The 15,412-nt window shown below is 72.6% G+C and carries 7 protein-coding genes; 5 read left to right on the top strand and 2 right to left on the bottom strand.

The features are described from left to right. Positions 1 to 76: 76 nt before the first annotated feature. The 4 genes from ABD785_RS06305 (at position 77) to ABD785_RS06290 (ending at position 11,442) form a co-directional block, all read left to right on the top strand. The gene (locus ABD785_RS06305; RefSeq protein WP_344823159.1) at positions 77 to 973 is read left to right on the top strand and encodes a COG1361 family protein; all 897 of its coding nucleotides are present in this window, start codon (positions 77 to 79) and stop codon (positions 971 to 973) included. Continuing rightward, positions 973 to 10,050, top strand: coding sequence for a DUF7927 domain-containing protein (locus ABD785_RS06300; protein WP_344823157.1), 9,078 nt, complete (start codon positions 973 to 975; stop codon positions 10,048 to 10,050). The genes ABD785_RS06305 and ABD785_RS06300 overlap by 1 nt, the downstream gene beginning before the upstream one ends. Before the next feature lie 128 nt (positions 10,051 to 10,178). Next, complete coding sequence (locus ABD785_RS06295) at positions 10,179 to 10,709, top strand: hypothetical protein (RefSeq protein ID WP_344823155.1); 531 nt, start codon at positions 10,179 to 10,181, stop codon at positions 10,707 to 10,709. 133 nt (positions 10,710 to 10,842) lie between these two features. Continuing rightward, positions 10,843 to 11,442 (top strand): hypothetical protein, encoded by a 600-nt coding sequence (locus tag ABD785_RS06290; protein WP_344823153.1) that lies wholly within the window; start codon positions 10,843 to 10,845, stop codon positions 11,440 to 11,442. Here ABD785_RS06290 and ABD785_RS06285 read toward each other — a convergent pair. Together ABD785_RS06285 and ABD785_RS06280 are read right to left on the bottom strand one after the other, a co-directional pair. Further along, on the bottom strand, positions 11,420 to 13,066 hold the full coding sequence (locus ABD785_RS06285) for a fumarate hydratase (RefSeq protein WP_344823151.1): 1,647 nt from the start codon (positions 13,064 to 13,066) through the stop codon (positions 11,420 to 11,422). The genes ABD785_RS06290 and ABD785_RS06285 overlap by 23 nt on opposite strands. After that, positions 13,059 to 13,979, bottom strand: coding sequence for a DMT family transporter (locus ABD785_RS06280; protein ID WP_344823149.1), 921 nt, complete (start codon positions 13,977 to 13,979; stop codon positions 13,059 to 13,061). The genes ABD785_RS06285 and ABD785_RS06280 overlap by 8 nt, the downstream gene beginning before the upstream one ends. A gap of 87 nt (positions 13,980 to 14,066) precedes the next feature. Here ABD785_RS06280 and pdxR point away from each other — a divergent pair, with 87 nt between their 5' ends. Beyond that, positions 14,067 to 15,410 (top strand): MocR-like pyridoxine biosynthesis transcription factor PdxR, encoded by a 1,344-nt coding sequence (pdxR, locus tag ABD785_RS06275; protein ID WP_344823147.1) that lies wholly within the window; start codon positions 14,067 to 14,069, stop codon positions 15,408 to 15,410. Positions 15,411 to 15,412 lie beyond the last annotated feature (2 nt).

Genomic DNA, 15,412 nt, shown 5'->3' with positions numbered 1-15,412 from the left:
AACTGATCATGAGTTGGGGAGAACTGTGAAGCGTGCATCCGGCGGAAACCCAGGGGCCGAAGGCGGGAGGTTCGGGGTGGCGGCACTGGCGGTGCCCTGCCTGGTGGCCGTACTCGTGCCGGGCCCGGTCGCGGCCTCGGACACGCCGGGCTTCGGGCTCCAGGTGAGCCCGACCCGTCTGGTGGTGCCGCAGGGGACGATCTCCACCGCCAGGACATTCAAGATCGCCAACAAGGGACGGTCCCCGTTCGTCGTCACGGTGGAGGCGTCGGACTTCACCTCGAACACCGACGGCGCCCTGAAGTTCCTCGCGGACGCCCCCTTCGCGGCCTCGTCCTGGGCGTCGGTGAGCCCGTCCCGGTTCGCCGTCCCGCCGGGCGCGACCAGGAACGTGAAGCTCGAGCTCTCGATACCCGAGGACCCCGAGCCGGGGGACCACCAGTTCGCCCTCATCTTCAAGGTCCCGGCGGGCAGGGGCGCGGCCAACATCCGGATCAACCGCGGGATCGCGGCGCCGGTCTATGTCACGGTGCCGGGACCCGTGGACTCCTCCGTGCGGGTCGCCGGGCTGCACGCGCCGGACTTCGTGCTGGGCGGCCCCGTACGGCTGACGGCCCGCATCCAGGACACCGGGACGGTGCACCGCGACTTCCGGGGCCCCGGCCGCCTCGGGATCCGTGCCGGCGGCGCCAGGGTCGCCTTCCCCGACTTCACCGTCCCCCGCGGCTCGACCCGCGAGGTCCAGGCCACCTGGAATCCGCCGCTGCTGTGCGTCTGCCATGCCAGGCTCTCCCTTCCTGGCCGGGTGGCGGAGCCCGCGACCGCCACGGTCCGCGTCATCGTCCTGCCGCTGCACCTGTTCGGGGCCGTGCTCGGCGGGCTGGCCGTCGTCCTCGTGATCGCCTGGTTCGCCCGCCGCCGGTACCGGAACAGCGTCCGGATCGCGGCGGAAGAGATCGCGGGGGGCCGGTGATGAAGCGGAAACGCTCCCGGCGCCTCCGCAGGATCGCCGCACGCGTGACCGTCGTCGCCGTGCTCGGGCCGCTGCTCGCCCTCCCGCACTCCACGCGGGCGCTCGCCGCGGGCACCCTGCTGTTCAGCCAGCGGTTCAACAACAACACCGTGGACCCCGCCTACCCGGTGAGCGTGCCGGACCTGCCCGACAACCTGCGCCAGCCGAACTCCGTCTGCCTGAGCGCGCTCGGCAACCTCTTCGGCGCGGATCCCAAGAGCTGCCTGACGAGCCTGAACTCGAACGGCTCGGGTGTTCTGCGGCTGACGAACCAGACGACCAACCAGGAAGGCGGCCTGTTCGGGGCGGCGGCCGTGCCCACCTCGCAGGGCGTGGACGTGACGTTCACCGTCTACCAGCACGGCGGCTCGAACGCCGACGGGATCGCGTTCGTGCTGGCCGCGGTCGACCCGACCAACCCGGTGCCGCCCCCGACGATCGGCCAGCCGGGCGGCGCGCTCGGATACTCGGCAGCCACGGTCGGATCCAGCCAGCCGGGCCTGGCCAACGCCTACATGGGCGTGGGCTTCGACGTGTACGGCAACTTCAGCAACAGCGGCTACCAGGGCCCGGGGTGCGCCAACCCGCCCTACATCCAGACCGGCAGCGGCACGGTCAAGGGGCAGGTCGTCATCCGCGGGCCAGGGGCGGGCACCACCGGGTACTGCGCGCTGAACAGCACCGCGACCACCACCAGCTCCTCGGCGCTCACCCTCAAGTCCTCGACCCGCGCGGCGGCGGCCATCCCCGCCGAGGCGGCGATCAATCCCACCGCGGCCACGATCGTCACCGATTCCGGGATCAGCGTCCCGCCGGGCACCTACAAGATCGTGTTCACCCCGATCGGAGCCGCGAAGCGGACCCTGTCCGGCACCCTTCCGACCGTGCCGCCGTCGCTGTACCCGGCGGCGAACTGGCTGAACGCCAACGGCATCCCCAAGCAGATCGCGTTCGGGTTCGTCGGATCGACCGGAGGCCAGACCGACTTCCACGAGATCTCCGACGTCACGGTCACCACGTTCAATCCGGTGCCGCAGCTCAACGTGACGCAGACCGCCTATGTCAAGCCCTCGCCGGTGCCGGGCGACCCCGTGACGTACACGGTCAGGCCGTCGATCGTCGCCCCGGGCGCCGAGGAGACCCAGCCGGTCTCCGTCACCGAGACGCTTCCCGCTGGAACGGTCCCGGTGGGCGCCTTCGGCACCGGCTGGACCTGCTCCGCCCCGGTCGGACAGAAGATCACCTGTATCAACGGCAACACCCCGTTCGCCTCGGGGTCGTCCCTGCCGGAGATCACCGTGGTGGGGATCGTCACCGGCACCGGCGTGACGCCCGCGCAGATCCGGGCGTCCTCGACGGCCGTGGTCTCCTCGAACGACGGCAATCCGGCGGTCGCGTCGACCGCTGCGGCGGGGCTGGTCCCGACCGCGCCGTCCGGGCTCGCGGCGGCGCCGTCCAGCGGCGCGATCTCCGGCGGCGGGACGGTGACGATCACCGGGTCCAACACCGCGGGGACCAACGCGATCGAGATCGGGACGGCCGCGGAGCAGGCCGCCGGGACCCCGGTGACGCTGCTGCCGTGCCCGGCCGGGGTGACCACGGGCTGCTTCGTCCAGAACGGCACCACGCTGACCATCCCGTCCATGCCGCCCAGGAGCACCCCGGGGGCGGTGACGATCACGGTCGTCACCGACGGCATCGCGGGCACCGTTCCCTACACCTACACGAGCGTTCCCGGGACTCCCGCCGCACCGGCCGCGACCGCGGGCGCGACCTCGGCCACCGTCTCCTGGACGGAGCCCGTGACGAACGGCAGCCCGATCACCGGGTACGTCGTGACCCCCTTCCTGAACGGCCTCGCCCAGACCCCCGTCGGTTTCGACGCCTCCACGACCACCAGGACCCTCACGGGACTGACCGCGGGCGGCTCCTACACGTTCACGGTCCGGGCGGTCAACGCGGTGGGCACGAGCGTGGCCAGCCCGCCGTCCAACAGCGTGGTGCCCTACACCGTGCCCGGCGCCCCCGCGATCACCTCGGTGACCGCGGGCAGCCAGGAGGCGACCCTGACCTTCACCCCGCCCGCCGCGAACGGGTTCAGCCCGATCACCGGCTACGTGATCACGCCGTACGTCGCGGGCGTCGCGCAGGCCCCGCAGACCTTCAGCGGCACCGCGACCACCCGGACCGTCACCGGCCTCACCGCCGGCACCTCCTACACCTTCACGGTCGCGGCGCAGAACGCGGCGGGGACCGGACCGCCCTCCGCCCCGTCGGCGGCGGTCGTTCCCAACGACAGCCCGGCGCTCACCTTCCCGCCGCCCCCGGACGGCCAGGTCGGCGTCGCCTACAGCCGCCCGCTGACGTTCACCGGCGGCACGGCGCCCTACACCTGGTCGGTCGGCAGCGGGAGCCTGCCCGCGGGGATCACCCTCGACCCCTCCACCGGCCTGCTGTCCGGGACGCCGACGACCCCCGGCACCTCCGCGTTCACCGTGAGGCTCACCGACTCCTCGGGAAAGTCCGACTCCCGGGCCGCGACCCTCACCGTCTCCGCCTCCCCGAGGCTGACGTTCGACCCGCCGCCGGCGGGGCAGGTCGGGGTGCCCTACGACCTCGCGCTCACCAAGAGCGGCGGCACCGGACCGTTCGTCTGGGAGGTCAGCGCCGGCGCCCTTCCGGCGGGACTCTCCCTCGACCCGGCCACCGGCGTGCTGTCGGGGACCCCGACCACGGCGGGCACGTCCGCGTTCACCGTCAGGCTCACCGACTCCTTCGGCCAGTCCGACACCCGGCCGGTGAACCTCGTCGTGGGCGTCGGGCCGATCGTCATCACCACGACGCCGAACACCACGACCGCGGCACCGGGCTCGACGGTCCAGTACACCCTGACCGTCATGAACACCGGTGCTTCGGCGATCTCCGGGATCTCCGTCGAGAACGCCCTCGCCGACGTCCTGGACGACGCCTCCTACAACAACGACGTCGTCGCCTCCCAGGGGACGGCCGGGGTGTCCGGCGGGCTCCTGACCTGGTCGGGCGGGCTGGCGGGCGGCGCGACCGCGACGATCACCTACTCGGTGACGGTCAAGGAGGCCGGCTCGGGCAACGGGGTGCTGGCCGACAGGGTCGTGTCCGGCACCCTCGGCACGAACTGCCCGGCCGGAGGCGTCGACACGCGCTGCCGCGCCACGGTGAACCTCCAGGCGCTGACGCTCGTGCACACCGCCGACAGGTCCACCGCGAGCCCGGGCGACGTCGTCCGGTACACCGTCAAGGTCACCAACAGCGGAAAGTCCGTCCAGTCCGCGGCGGCCTTCACCGAGTCGCTCAGCGCCGTGCTCGACGACGCGACCTACAACGGCGACGCCGCCGCGACCTCGGGGACGGCGGACTTCACCAGCCCGGACCTGTCGTGGTCGGGCGCCCTCGCGGCCGGCGCGAGCGCGACGGTGACCTACTCGGTGACCGTCCGCTCGCCGGACCCGGGAGACAAGACGCTCACCGGCACCGTCGTGTCCGCGACGGGCGGCGCCAACTGCGCCTCGGGCTCCGGCGACGCCCGCTGCACGGCCGCGGTCACCGTCCTGATCCCCGGTCTGACGATCACCAGCGCCGCCGACGTGACCAGCACGATCCCGACGGGCGTCGTCCACTACACCTTCACCGTCGCGAACACCGGCCAGACCGCCTACACCGGCGTCGTCGTCACCCCGTCGCTGGCCGGCACGCTGGCGGCCGCCACCTACGGCAACGACGCCGCCGCGAGCTCCGGCAGCGTGAGCTACGCCCAGGACGGCACGATCACCTGGACCGGCGACCTGGCCACGGGCGCGACGGCGACCATCACCGCGTCGGTGCGGGTCAACAATCCGCGCACCGGCGGTCCCGCCCTCACCACGGCCGTCGTCTCCAACGCCCCGGGCAGCACCTGCCCGGCGGGCGGCGGAGCCCCCGCATGCAGCACCTCGGTGCCCATCCTCGATCCCCGGCTCACGCTGTCCAAGATCGCCGACCGGACGACCGTCACGCCCGGCGGCACGATCAGCTACACGGTGACGGCCGTCAACACCGGCCCGACGACCTACACCGGCGCGTCGTTCACCGACTCCCTCGCCACCGTGCTCAACGACGCGAACTACAACGACGACGCGTCCGCGACGTCCGGCACCGTCGGCTACAACGCGCCCACCGTGACCTGGACCGGCGATCTGGCCCCCGGCGCGTCCGCGACGATCACCTACAGCGTCACGGTCAAGGACCCCGACCCCGGAGACAAGCTGCCGGCGAACCAGATCGTGTCCAGCACGCTCGGCGCCGACTGCGCGCCCGGCGCCACGGGCCCCGGCTGCTCGGTGATCGTCAAGGTGCTCGTTCCGGCCCTCACGATCACCAAGTCCGCGGGCTCGGGCACCATCGTGCCGGGCGGCACCGCGTCGTACACGATGGTGATCACGAACACGGGCGAGACGGCCTACACGGGGGCGACGGTCACCGACTCCCTGGCCGGGCTGCTCGACGACGCCACCTACAACGGCGACGCCTCGGCCACCACCGGCACCGTCGGCTACGGCGCCCCCGCGCTCACCTGGCAGGGAGACCTGGCCCCCGGCGCCGCCGCCAGGATCACCTACAGCGTCACCGCCCTCGCCAACGGAACGGGTGACGGGCTGCTCACCAGCACGGCCTCGTCGGCGGCGGCGGGGAGCAACTGCGTATCCGGCGGCACCGACGCCCGCTGCACGGCCACGGTGACGCTGGCCCGCCTGCTCCTCACCCAGGCCTACGAGCAGACCTCGACCACGCCCGGCGCGGTCGTCCGGCTGAACGCCACCTTCACCAACACCGGGCGGACGCCCTACACCGGCATCCGCATCACCGCGGGCAGCGCCGACGTCGTCGACGACGCGGTGCCCAACGGCGACCAGACCGCCAGCTCCGGCACCCTCGTCCTGGCCGCGGCGGGCATCACCTGGACGGGCGACATCCCCGTCGGCGGCACCGTCACCGTGACCGGCACCCTGACGATCAAGAACCCGGCCACCGGCGACCGGCTGCTCAGCGGCACCCAGGTGACGACCGCGCCCGGCAGCAACTGCGGGGCCGGCAGCGGCGACCCCCGCTGCACGGCCACCCTGCCGGTCCTCCTCCCGGAACTGTCGATCGACAAGAGCGCCGACAGCGCCTCCATCGAGGCGGGCGGAACGGCCGCCTACACGATCACGATCCACAACACCGGCCAGACGCCCTACACCGGCGCGAGCGTCCGGGACGACCTCTCCGGCCTGCTCGACGACGCGGTCTACAACGCCGACGCCGTCACGACCTCGGGGTCGCTGTCCTACGCCTCGCCGATCCTCACCTGGACCGGCGACCTCGCGGTGGGCGAGACGGCGACCATCACCTACACCGTGACGGCCCTGGACCCCGATCCCGGTGACAAGCGGATGCGGAACGTGGTCAGCTCCACCGCCGCCGGCAGCACCTGCCCGCCCGGCAGCGGCGCTCTCTCCTGCTCGGCCACCGTGATCGTCCGGACGCCGGCGCTCACGATCGTCAAGACCGCAGACCGGGAGACCACGCGCGCCGGGGAGACCGTGAAGTTCACCGTCACCGTCACCAACACCGGCCAGACGGCCTACACCGGCGCGCGGTTCTCCGACGACCTCACCGGCCTGCTCGACGACGCCGCCTACGGTGGGGACGCCGCAGCGACCTCGGGCACGGTCTCGTACGCCGAACCGGTCGTCGGCTGGACCGGCGACCTGGCCCTCGAAGCCTCGGCGACCATCACCTACACGGTCGTCGTCGACAACCCGGTGCTGGGCGACGAACTGCTGAAATCCGTCCTCACGTCGCCGACCCGGGGCAGCAACTGCGCCGCCGGCGGCACCGACCCCCGCTGCTCGGCGTCCGTCCCGGTGACCGCGACCACCGACCTCACCTTCCTCAAGACGTCGGCTCCGAGCGGGTCGGCGCTGCGGGGCGGCACCATCACCTACACCATCAAGATCAGCAATGCGGCGCCGGCGCCCTATGTCGGCGCCTCCTTCACCGATCCCCTGACCGCGGTCCTGGACGACGCCGCCTACAACGCCGACGCCGCCGCGGACGCCGGGATCCTCACCTACACCGCGCCCGACCTCAGTTGGGAGGGGGACGTGCCCGGCGAGGGCTCCGTCACCATCACCTACTCGGTGAAGGTGAACCCGGCGAAGACCGGCGACGACATCCTCGAGGGCACGCTGGTCTCGCCGTCGGCGGGCGGCAACTGCGCCGCCGCCTCGGGCGACCCGCGCTGCACCGCCCGTGTCACGGTCACGGAGCTCACGATCGAGGAGTCCGCCAGCAGCCCGACCACGACCCCGGGTTCGGTCGTCTCCTTCACCAGCCGCTACACCAACACCGGCCAGACGCCGCTGCTCGGCGCGAAGGTCTTCTACGGGGGCAGCGACCTCATCGACGACGCGACGCCCTCGGGCGACGTGACGGCCTCGTCGGGAACGGTGTCGATCGGCGCCGACGGGCTCACCTGGACGGGCGACATCCCGGTCGGCGGCACGGTCACCCTGTTCACGCCGTTCTCCGTCAACGCCGTGCCGACCGGCAACAAGCTGATCCGCGTCACCGCGGTCTCCGACACGCCGGGCGCCACCTGCCCCGCGGGCGCCACCGACTCGCGGTGCAGTTCGACGATCACGGTCCTCGTGCCGCATCTCACCGGCACCAAGACGGCCGACTCCACCGTGTCCGAACCCGGCGACACCGTGAACTACACGATCGTCCTCGACAACGACGGCCAGACCCCCTACACCGGCATCACCCTGGCGGACTCGCTGTCCGGCGTCCTGGACGACGCCGTCTACAACACCGACGCCGCCGCGACCTCGGGCGCGGTGACGCTGAACGGGCAGGATCTGCGATGGACCGGCGACGTGCCCGTCGGCGGGACCGTCACCATCACCTACAGCCTGACGATCCGCGATCCCGACCCCGGCGACAAGGTCATGGTCAACCGGATCACCGTGGACGCCCCGGGCAGCACCTGCGGGACCGTCTCCAGCGCCGACGCCTGCACCGCGCTGGTCAGGGTCCTCACACCGGGCCTCACCATCGTCAGGTCCCCGACACCCGCCTCGACCGTGCCGGGCGCCGTCGTCGGCTACGAGGTCGTGGTGACCAACACGGGGCAGACGACCTACGCTCCCGCGTCGTTCACCCACGCCCTGGCCGACGTCCTGGACGACGCCGTGATCAACGGTGACATCAGCGCGACCGCCGGCTCAGCCGCCCTGAACGGCACCGACCTGACCTGGTCGGGAGCGCTCAGCCCCGGAGACTCGGCCACCGTCACCTTCTCGGTGACCGTCAGGAGACCGGACCCGGGGAACAGGAACCTGGCCGACGCCATCGTCTCCACGGATCCCGGTGGCAACTGCGCGGCCGGCACCGGTCCGCAGTGCTCGGGGGCCGTTCCCGTCACGGTCCTGACCATCAGCGTCGCGACGGACACCGCGACGGCCATCCCGACCCAGGTGGTCCGCTACACCGCCACCCTGACCAACGACGGCAAGCTCCCCTACGTCGGGGCGAACACGACGTTCTCGTTCGTCGGCGCGCTCGACGACGCGACCTACAACAGCGACGGCACGGCGACGTCGGGAAGCCTGACCTTCAATCTCAACGGGACGGTCACCTGGGCGGGAGACCTGGCCGTCGGCCAGAGCGTCGTCATCACCGCGACGCTGACCGTCAACAACCCGGCGAGCGGCGACCGGACGATGACGGCGTTCGCCTCCTCCAGCACACCGGGCAGCACCTGCCCGGCCGGGCCGGCGCCCCCGGAGTGCACGACGAGCGTCGCCGTGCTGATCCCCAGCCTGGCCATCACCAAGTCCGCCGACCGCTCCACCGCGGCGCCGGGGGAGACCGTCGCCTACACGGTGACGGTCGTCAACACCGGCCCGGCCGCCTACACGGGGGCGACGTACACCGACTCCCTGGCCGGAGTCCTGGACGACGCCGACTACACGACGGCGGCGACCGCGGACACGGGCGCGATCAGCTACACGGCCCCGGCACTGACCTGGACCGGCGACCTGGCCGTCGGCGGGTCGGCGACCATCACCTACGCCGTCACCGTCAAGGATCCCGACCCGGGCGACAAGCGGATGACCAACACCGTCACCTCGGCGACCGTCGGCGCCAACTGCGCGCCGGGGAACTCCGACGCGCGCTGCTCCACCGAGACGAAGGTCCTGGTCCCGGCCCTCACCCTCGTCAAGTCGGCCTCCGCGCCGACGGTGGTCGCGGGCGGCGTGATCACCTACCGGATCACGGTCTCCAACACGGGGGAGACGGCCTATCCCGCCGCGGCCTTCAGCGAGTCCCTGGCCGGCATCGTGGACGAGGCCGCCTACAACGGCGACGCCGCAGCGACGTCCGGGACGGTCGGCTACGCGGGGTCCGTGCTGAGCTGGTCGGGCGCGCTGGGCGTGGGCGCGAGCGCGACCGTCACCTACAGCGTCACCGCGTTCGAACCGAGCCCGGGCGACGCCTCGCTCACCGGCACCGTCGTCTCGGCCACGTCCGGGAACAACTGCCCGGCGGGCGGCTCGGACGCGCGCTGCACGGTCACGACCCAGGTCGTCCCGCAGCAGATCCAGCTCACCGGGCTGGCCGCGGGCTTCACCCTCTCCGGGCTGCCGGAGACCACGGTGCGCGGCGACGGGGCCGTCTCCCTGACCGTCGTGACGAACAGTCCCGGCGGCTACACGGTCTCCGTCCGCGCCGTCTCGCCCGCGCTGACCGCTCCCGGCACCGACCAGACCATTCCGGTCTCGAGGGTCCGGGTCCGCGAGGTGGGGACGGGAGTCTTCCAGCCGCTGTCGACCACCGACCCGGTCTCCACCTTCAGCAAGGCGGCGCCGTCCGCCGAGAGCGGAGACGCGCTCACCGACGACTACGAGGTCGACATCCCCTTCGTCCCCTCCGGCAGGTATTCCGGAACGATCGACTACATCGCGACCACGCGATGACGGCCGATCGGTCCGGTATCAACCGGTATCGACGGTCGCTGTCCTCGAAGCGTCACCGCGTGGGGTTTCGCGGCCGCTGGAGCCGGTGATGATCATGGAGCGCTCGTCGATCACAAGGGAGATCAAAGATGCACCTGTTCCAGCGGCTGTGCGGTGGCGGCGCGGCGTTGGCGCTGGCGGCGGCCCTGGCCGCCGCGCCGCTCTCTCCGGTGTCCGCCGACACCGACGCGGGCAACACGATCGTCACCGTCCAGGTCGACACGGCGATCACGCTGACCGCTCTCACGTCCTCGTTCGCCCTGACCGGCATTCCGGGCGAGACGCCCACCACCGGGGCGACCCCGGTCACGATGACGGTCACCACGAACAACCTCGCGGGCTACAACGTCACGGTCCAGGCGGCGGCGGCGAACCTGGTGGGAGCCCTGGCCCCGACCAACACCGACGTGATCCCGGTGTCCAGCCTCCAGGTGGACGGCCCCGTCCAGGGGGGCACGTACGCATCGATCTCGAACACGACGCCCCTGGTCGTCGCCACCAAGCCGGCCGCCTCGGCCGTCGGGGGCGACGAGATCGACAACAACTACCGGATCACCATCCCGTTCGTCGAGCCCGACTCCTACACCGGCACGCTGAACTACATCGCCACGACGCTTTAGCCCGCCGGGTAAAGCCCAGGGCCGCAATGGCCCTGGGCAGGTGGTCGGCGCGGAGCGGAGGCGAGGCGGGGGCGCGCGGGCGCCGTAGATTCGGGCCTGACCAGCCGCCGATCCGATCACGGGACGCCTTCACATGACCGCACCAGCCGCCGCCCCGCGTTCCCGCCGGGCGGCGTCCCTGTCGATCGTCGCGGCCGCACTGGCCTGCTCCGCCACCTGGCCGGCGCCCGCGGACGCGGCCCGTGCCGGGAAGCCGGCCCCGCCCAGCCTGAGCATCAGCGTCGACAGCGGCAGGAAGACGCTCGGACGGGGCGACCGCGTCACCTACCGCACCGAGCTGAAGAACCTCGGGGCCCGCGGCACCGCGCCCCTCCAGATCACCCAGACGCTGGCACCCGGCATGAAGCTGCTGTCCACCTCGCCGAAGGGCTCCGCGGCGAACGGCCGGATCCGCTGGACCAGGCCGCTCCCGGGCGGCGCGGCCGCCGTCTTCGAGACCACGGTCGAGATCGGCGACGTCCCCGCGAGGTACACCCGCCTGGCCGCCGTGGCCTGCGCCGCCGAGCCCGCCGGCCGCCCCATCGTCTGCTCCACCCGAGCCGACCGCGTCCTGCGAGCCGCCTCCGGCGGGCGGTCCGGCCCGTCCTGGTACCTGATCGCCGGCACCGTCGTCCTGGCCGTGGCGGTCGCGGGCGGCCTCGCGGCCCTCGTCAGGGGCGTCGGCCGATCTTGAGGAGGGGGCCGGTGGTGTCCTCGAAGAAGTCGTTGCCCTTGTCGTCGACGACGATGAAGGCGGGGAAGTCCTCGACCTCGATCTTCCAGACGGCCTCCATGCCCAGTTCGGGCATCTCGAGGACGTCGACCTTCTTGATGCAGTCCTGGGCCAGACGGGCGGCGGGGCCGCCGATGGAGCCCAGGTAGAAGCCGCCGTGCTTGGCGCAGGCGTCGGTGACCTGCTGGGAGCGGTTGCCCTTGGCCAGCATGACCAGGGAGCCGCCGGCCGCCTGGAACTCCTCGACGTAGGAGTCCATGCGGCCCGCGGTGGTCGGGCCGAAGGAGCCGGAGGCGTAGCCCTCGGGGGTCTTGGCCGGGCCCGCGTAGTAGACCGGGTGGTCCTTCAGGTACTGGGGCATCTCGCCGCCCGCGTCGAGGCGTTCCTTGATCTTGGCGTGGGCGATGTCGCGGGCCACGACCAGGGTGCCGGTCAGGGAGAGGCGGGTCTTGACCGGGAAGCGGGACAGCTCGGCGCGGATGTCGGCCATGGGACGGTTGAGATCGATCTTGACGACGTCGTCGTCGAGATGCTCGTCGGTGGTGTCGGGCAGGAAGCGGGCCGGGTCGGTCTCCAGGTTCTCGATGAAGACGCCCTCGGCCGTGATCTTCGCCAGGACCTGGCGGTCGGCCGAGCAGGAGACCGCGATGGCGACCGGGCAGGACGCGCCGTGCCGGGGCAGCCGGATCACCCGGACGTCGTGGCAGAAGTACTTGCCGCCGAACTGGGCGCCGATGCCGAGCTTCTGGGTGAGCTCGAAGACCTGCTGCTCCAGCTCTAGGTCGCGGAAGCCCTGGCCGCCCGCGGAGCCCTCGGTGGGCATGTGGTCGAGGTAGTGGGCCGAGGCGTACTTGGCCGTCTTCAACGCGAACTCGGCGCTGGTGCCGCCCACGACGATCGCCAGGTGGTAGGGCGGGCAGGCCGCGGTGCCGAGGCTGCGGATCTTCTCCTCCAGGAAGGAGAGCATCCGCTTCTCGTTCAGGACGGCCTTGGTCTCCTGGTACAGGTAGGACTTGTTGGCCGAGCCGCCGCCCTTGGCCATGAACAGGAACTTGTAGGCGTCGCCCTCGGTGGCGTACAGCTCGATCTGCGCGGGCAGGTTGGAGCCGGTGTTCTTCTCCTCCCACATGGTGATCGGGGCCATCTGGGAGTAGCGCAGGTTGAGCCGGGTGTAGGCGTCGTAGACGCCGCGGCTGAGGTGCTCCTCGTCGCGGCCGTCGGTCAGGACGTTCTGGCCGCGCTTGCCCATGACGATCGCGGTGCCGGTGTCCTGGCACATCGGCAGGATCCCGCCGGAGGCGATGCCCGCGTTCTTCAGCAGGTCCAGCGCCACGAAACGGTCGTTGGGGGAGGCCTCGGGGTCGTCCAGGATCTTGCGGAGCTGGGCCAGGTGGGCGGGGCGCAGGAGGTGCTGGATGTCGTGGATCGCCGTCTCGGTCAGCAGCCGGATCGCCTCGGGCTCCACCTGGAGGAAGGTCCGGCCCGCCGCCTCGACCGTCGACACGCCCTCGGTCGTGAGGAGCCGGTACTCGGTCTCGGAGTCCTTTCCGAGGGGCAGCAGCTCGGTGTAGGCGAACTCAGGCATCGTCGTCCTTCTTCCGGTAGTCCTGACCGCCCCCCAGGGTAGTCCCGTAGGTCACGCCCGCCGCCACCAGGAGGCACCCGGCGAGCGTCGCCCCCGACGGGACGCCCAGCCCGAGGACCATCGTGGTGACGGCCGCCGAGATCGGGATGACCCCGGCGAACAGCGACGCCCGGTCGGGCCCCAGCCGCCCCAGGGCGTCGTACCAGAGCAGGAACGCCACCACCGTGATGACGACCCCGGCGTAGACGATCGCGGCGCCCTCGCCCGCGGTGGGGACGCGCGGGCTCTCCCCGGCGATCACCGCCAGCGCCGCCAGCATCGGGACGGCCAGCGCCGTGCAGTACGCCGACAGCCGCACCGGACCCAGCTTGGGCAGCAGCGGCAGCGCCAGCAGGGAGAACAGCAGCTCGCCGGCGAGGGCCCCGGCCGCGTAGGCGAAGCCCTCCGCGCTGCCGCCGCCGACCCCGTTGGCCAGGCCCGCGCCGCCCGCGACCAGGAGCGCGCCGAGCAGGACCCGCAGGGACGGCCGGTGCCCCGCGACCAGCGGCCCCGCGAACGCCATGACCACCGGGGCCCCGCCGACGACGGTGGCGACCGTCGCGGGGTCCGCGTGGCGGGCGGCCTCGACCAGGCAGTAGTTGAACCCGGCCAGGCCTGTCGCCGTCAGGGCCAGCAGCAGGAACAGGTCCCGGACGCCCAGCGGCCCGGCGGCACGGGACCTCTGCCGGGCGGCCAGCGGCAGCAGGATCGCCGCCGCCAGCGCGTACCGCAGGGCCTGCCCGGAGAAGACGGGGTACCGGCCGATGGTCGCCGAGATCGCCGCGAGGGTGCCGACGAGGGTCATGCCGCCGGTCGCGCCGAGGACGCCGCGCAGTCCGCCCGGCGCCGCGGCCCGGGTCATCACAAGATCCATGTCCTTGACGCTAGGGGCCCAATGGTCCTCGCCCCAGGTCCATTTCCGAGCTGGATAACAGGACCATTCGATGCGAGGGTGGGAGCCATGAGCGATCTGCATCTGACCGTCGACCGGTCCAGGGGACGGCTGGGCGCCCAGGTCGCCGCCGAGCTGCGCCGGGCCGTCCGCGACGGCCGCCTGACCGGAGGGACGCGCCTGCCCTCCAGCCGGGCCCTCGCCCATGATCTGGGAGTGGCCAGGGGAGTGATCGTCTCCGCCTACGAGCAGCTCGTCGCCGAGGGGTTCCTGCTGTCGCGCACCGGCGACGGCACCAGGGTCGCCGGGTCCTGCGCGCCGGCGGACGTCGCGGAGCCGCAGGAGCGGGCCGGCGCGGAGTGCCGGGCGGCCGAGACCGCGGGCCCCTACGACCTGCGCCCGGGCGTGCCCGACCTGTCGGCCTTCCCGCGCGCGGCGTGGCTGTCGGCGCTGCGCCACGCCCTCGCCGCGATGCCCCACAGCGAGTTCGCCTATCCCGATCCGGCGGGCGTCGCGGAGCTGCGGGAGGAGCTCGCGGGTTATCTGGGCCGGGTACGGGCCGCCGTCGCCGCCCCCGGCCAGATCGTGATCACCGGTGGGGTCGCGCACGGCCTGTCGACGGTCGTCCGGCTGCTCGGCGGCCCGCTGGCGCTGGAGGATCCGACCTCCGAGCGGCAGATCCCGCTGCTGCGGGCGACCGGGGTGCCGCTGCTGCCGATCCCCGTCGACGCCGAGGGGATGGACGTCGCCGCCCTCGCCCGCTCCGGCGCGAGGACCGCGCTGCTGACCCCCGCCCACCAGTTCCCGACCGGGGTCGTGCTCTCCCCGGCCCGGCGGGCGGCGCTGCTGGCCTGGGCGCGGGAGACCGGCGGCCATGTGCTCGAGGACGACTACGACGCCGAGTTCCGCTACGACCGCGAGCCCGTCGGCTGCCTCCAGGGCGTCGCGCCCGACCGGGTGGTGCTGCTGGGCTCGGTCAGCAAGGCGCTCGCCCCCGCGCTGCGGCTCGGCTGGCTGGTCGCCCCGCCCGCCCTCGCCGCCGCCGCGGCCCGGCACCGCGTCGACACCGACCTGGGCTCACCGGCCGTCGACCAGCACGCCCTGGCCCATCTGCTGGCCTCCGGCCGCTACGACCGGCATCTGCGGCACATGCGGCGCCTGTACAGGTCCCGCCGGGACGCGCTGGTGGAGGCGCTGGCCGCCCATCTTCCGCAGGCCAGGGTGGAGGGCGTCTCGGCGGGCCTGCACCTGTACGTCCATCTCGAGGGCGCGGAGGAGGGCTTCTTCGAACGGGCGTCGGCGCTGGGCGTGACCCTCCAGCCGACCACGCCCGGCGCCCTCCTGCTGGGCTACGCCTCCCAGCCGCCCCACCGGCTGGCCGAAGCGGTCCGCCTGCTGGCCAGGGCCCTCTAGCG

The sequence above is a fragment of the Actinocorallia longicatena genome, from assembly GCF_039534125.1.
GTDB lineage: Bacteria > Actinomycetota > Actinomycetes > Streptosporangiales > Streptosporangiaceae > Actinocorallia > Actinocorallia longicatena.
This window is presented reverse-complemented; position numbering and strand designations above follow the sequence as displayed.

Bases quoted from the DNA above. Each gene is read 5' to 3' on its own strand.
- ABD785_RS06295 (WP_344823155.1), top strand. From the start codon at position 10,179: ATGCACCTGTTCCAGCGGCTGTGCGGTGGCGGCGCGGCGTTGGCGCTG.
- ABD785_RS06285 (WP_344823151.1), bottom strand. From the start codon at position 13,066: ATGCCTGAGTTCGCCTACACCGAGCTGCTGCCCCTCGGAAAGGACTCC.
- ABD785_RS06290 (WP_344823153.1), top strand. From the start codon at position 10,843: ATGACCGCACCAGCCGCCGCCCCGCGTTCCCGCCGGGCGGCGTCCCTG.
- ABD785_RS06300 (WP_344823157.1), top strand. From the start codon at position 973: ATGAAGCGGAAACGCTCCCGGCGCCTCCGCAGGATCGCCGCACGCGTG.
- pdxR (WP_344823147.1), top strand. From the start codon at position 14,067: ATGAGCGATCTGCATCTGACCGTCGACCGGTCCAGGGGACGGCTGGGC.
- ABD785_RS06280 (WP_344823149.1), bottom strand. From the start codon at position 13,979: ATGGATCTTGTGATGACCCGGGCCGCGGCGCCGGGCGGACTGCGCGGC.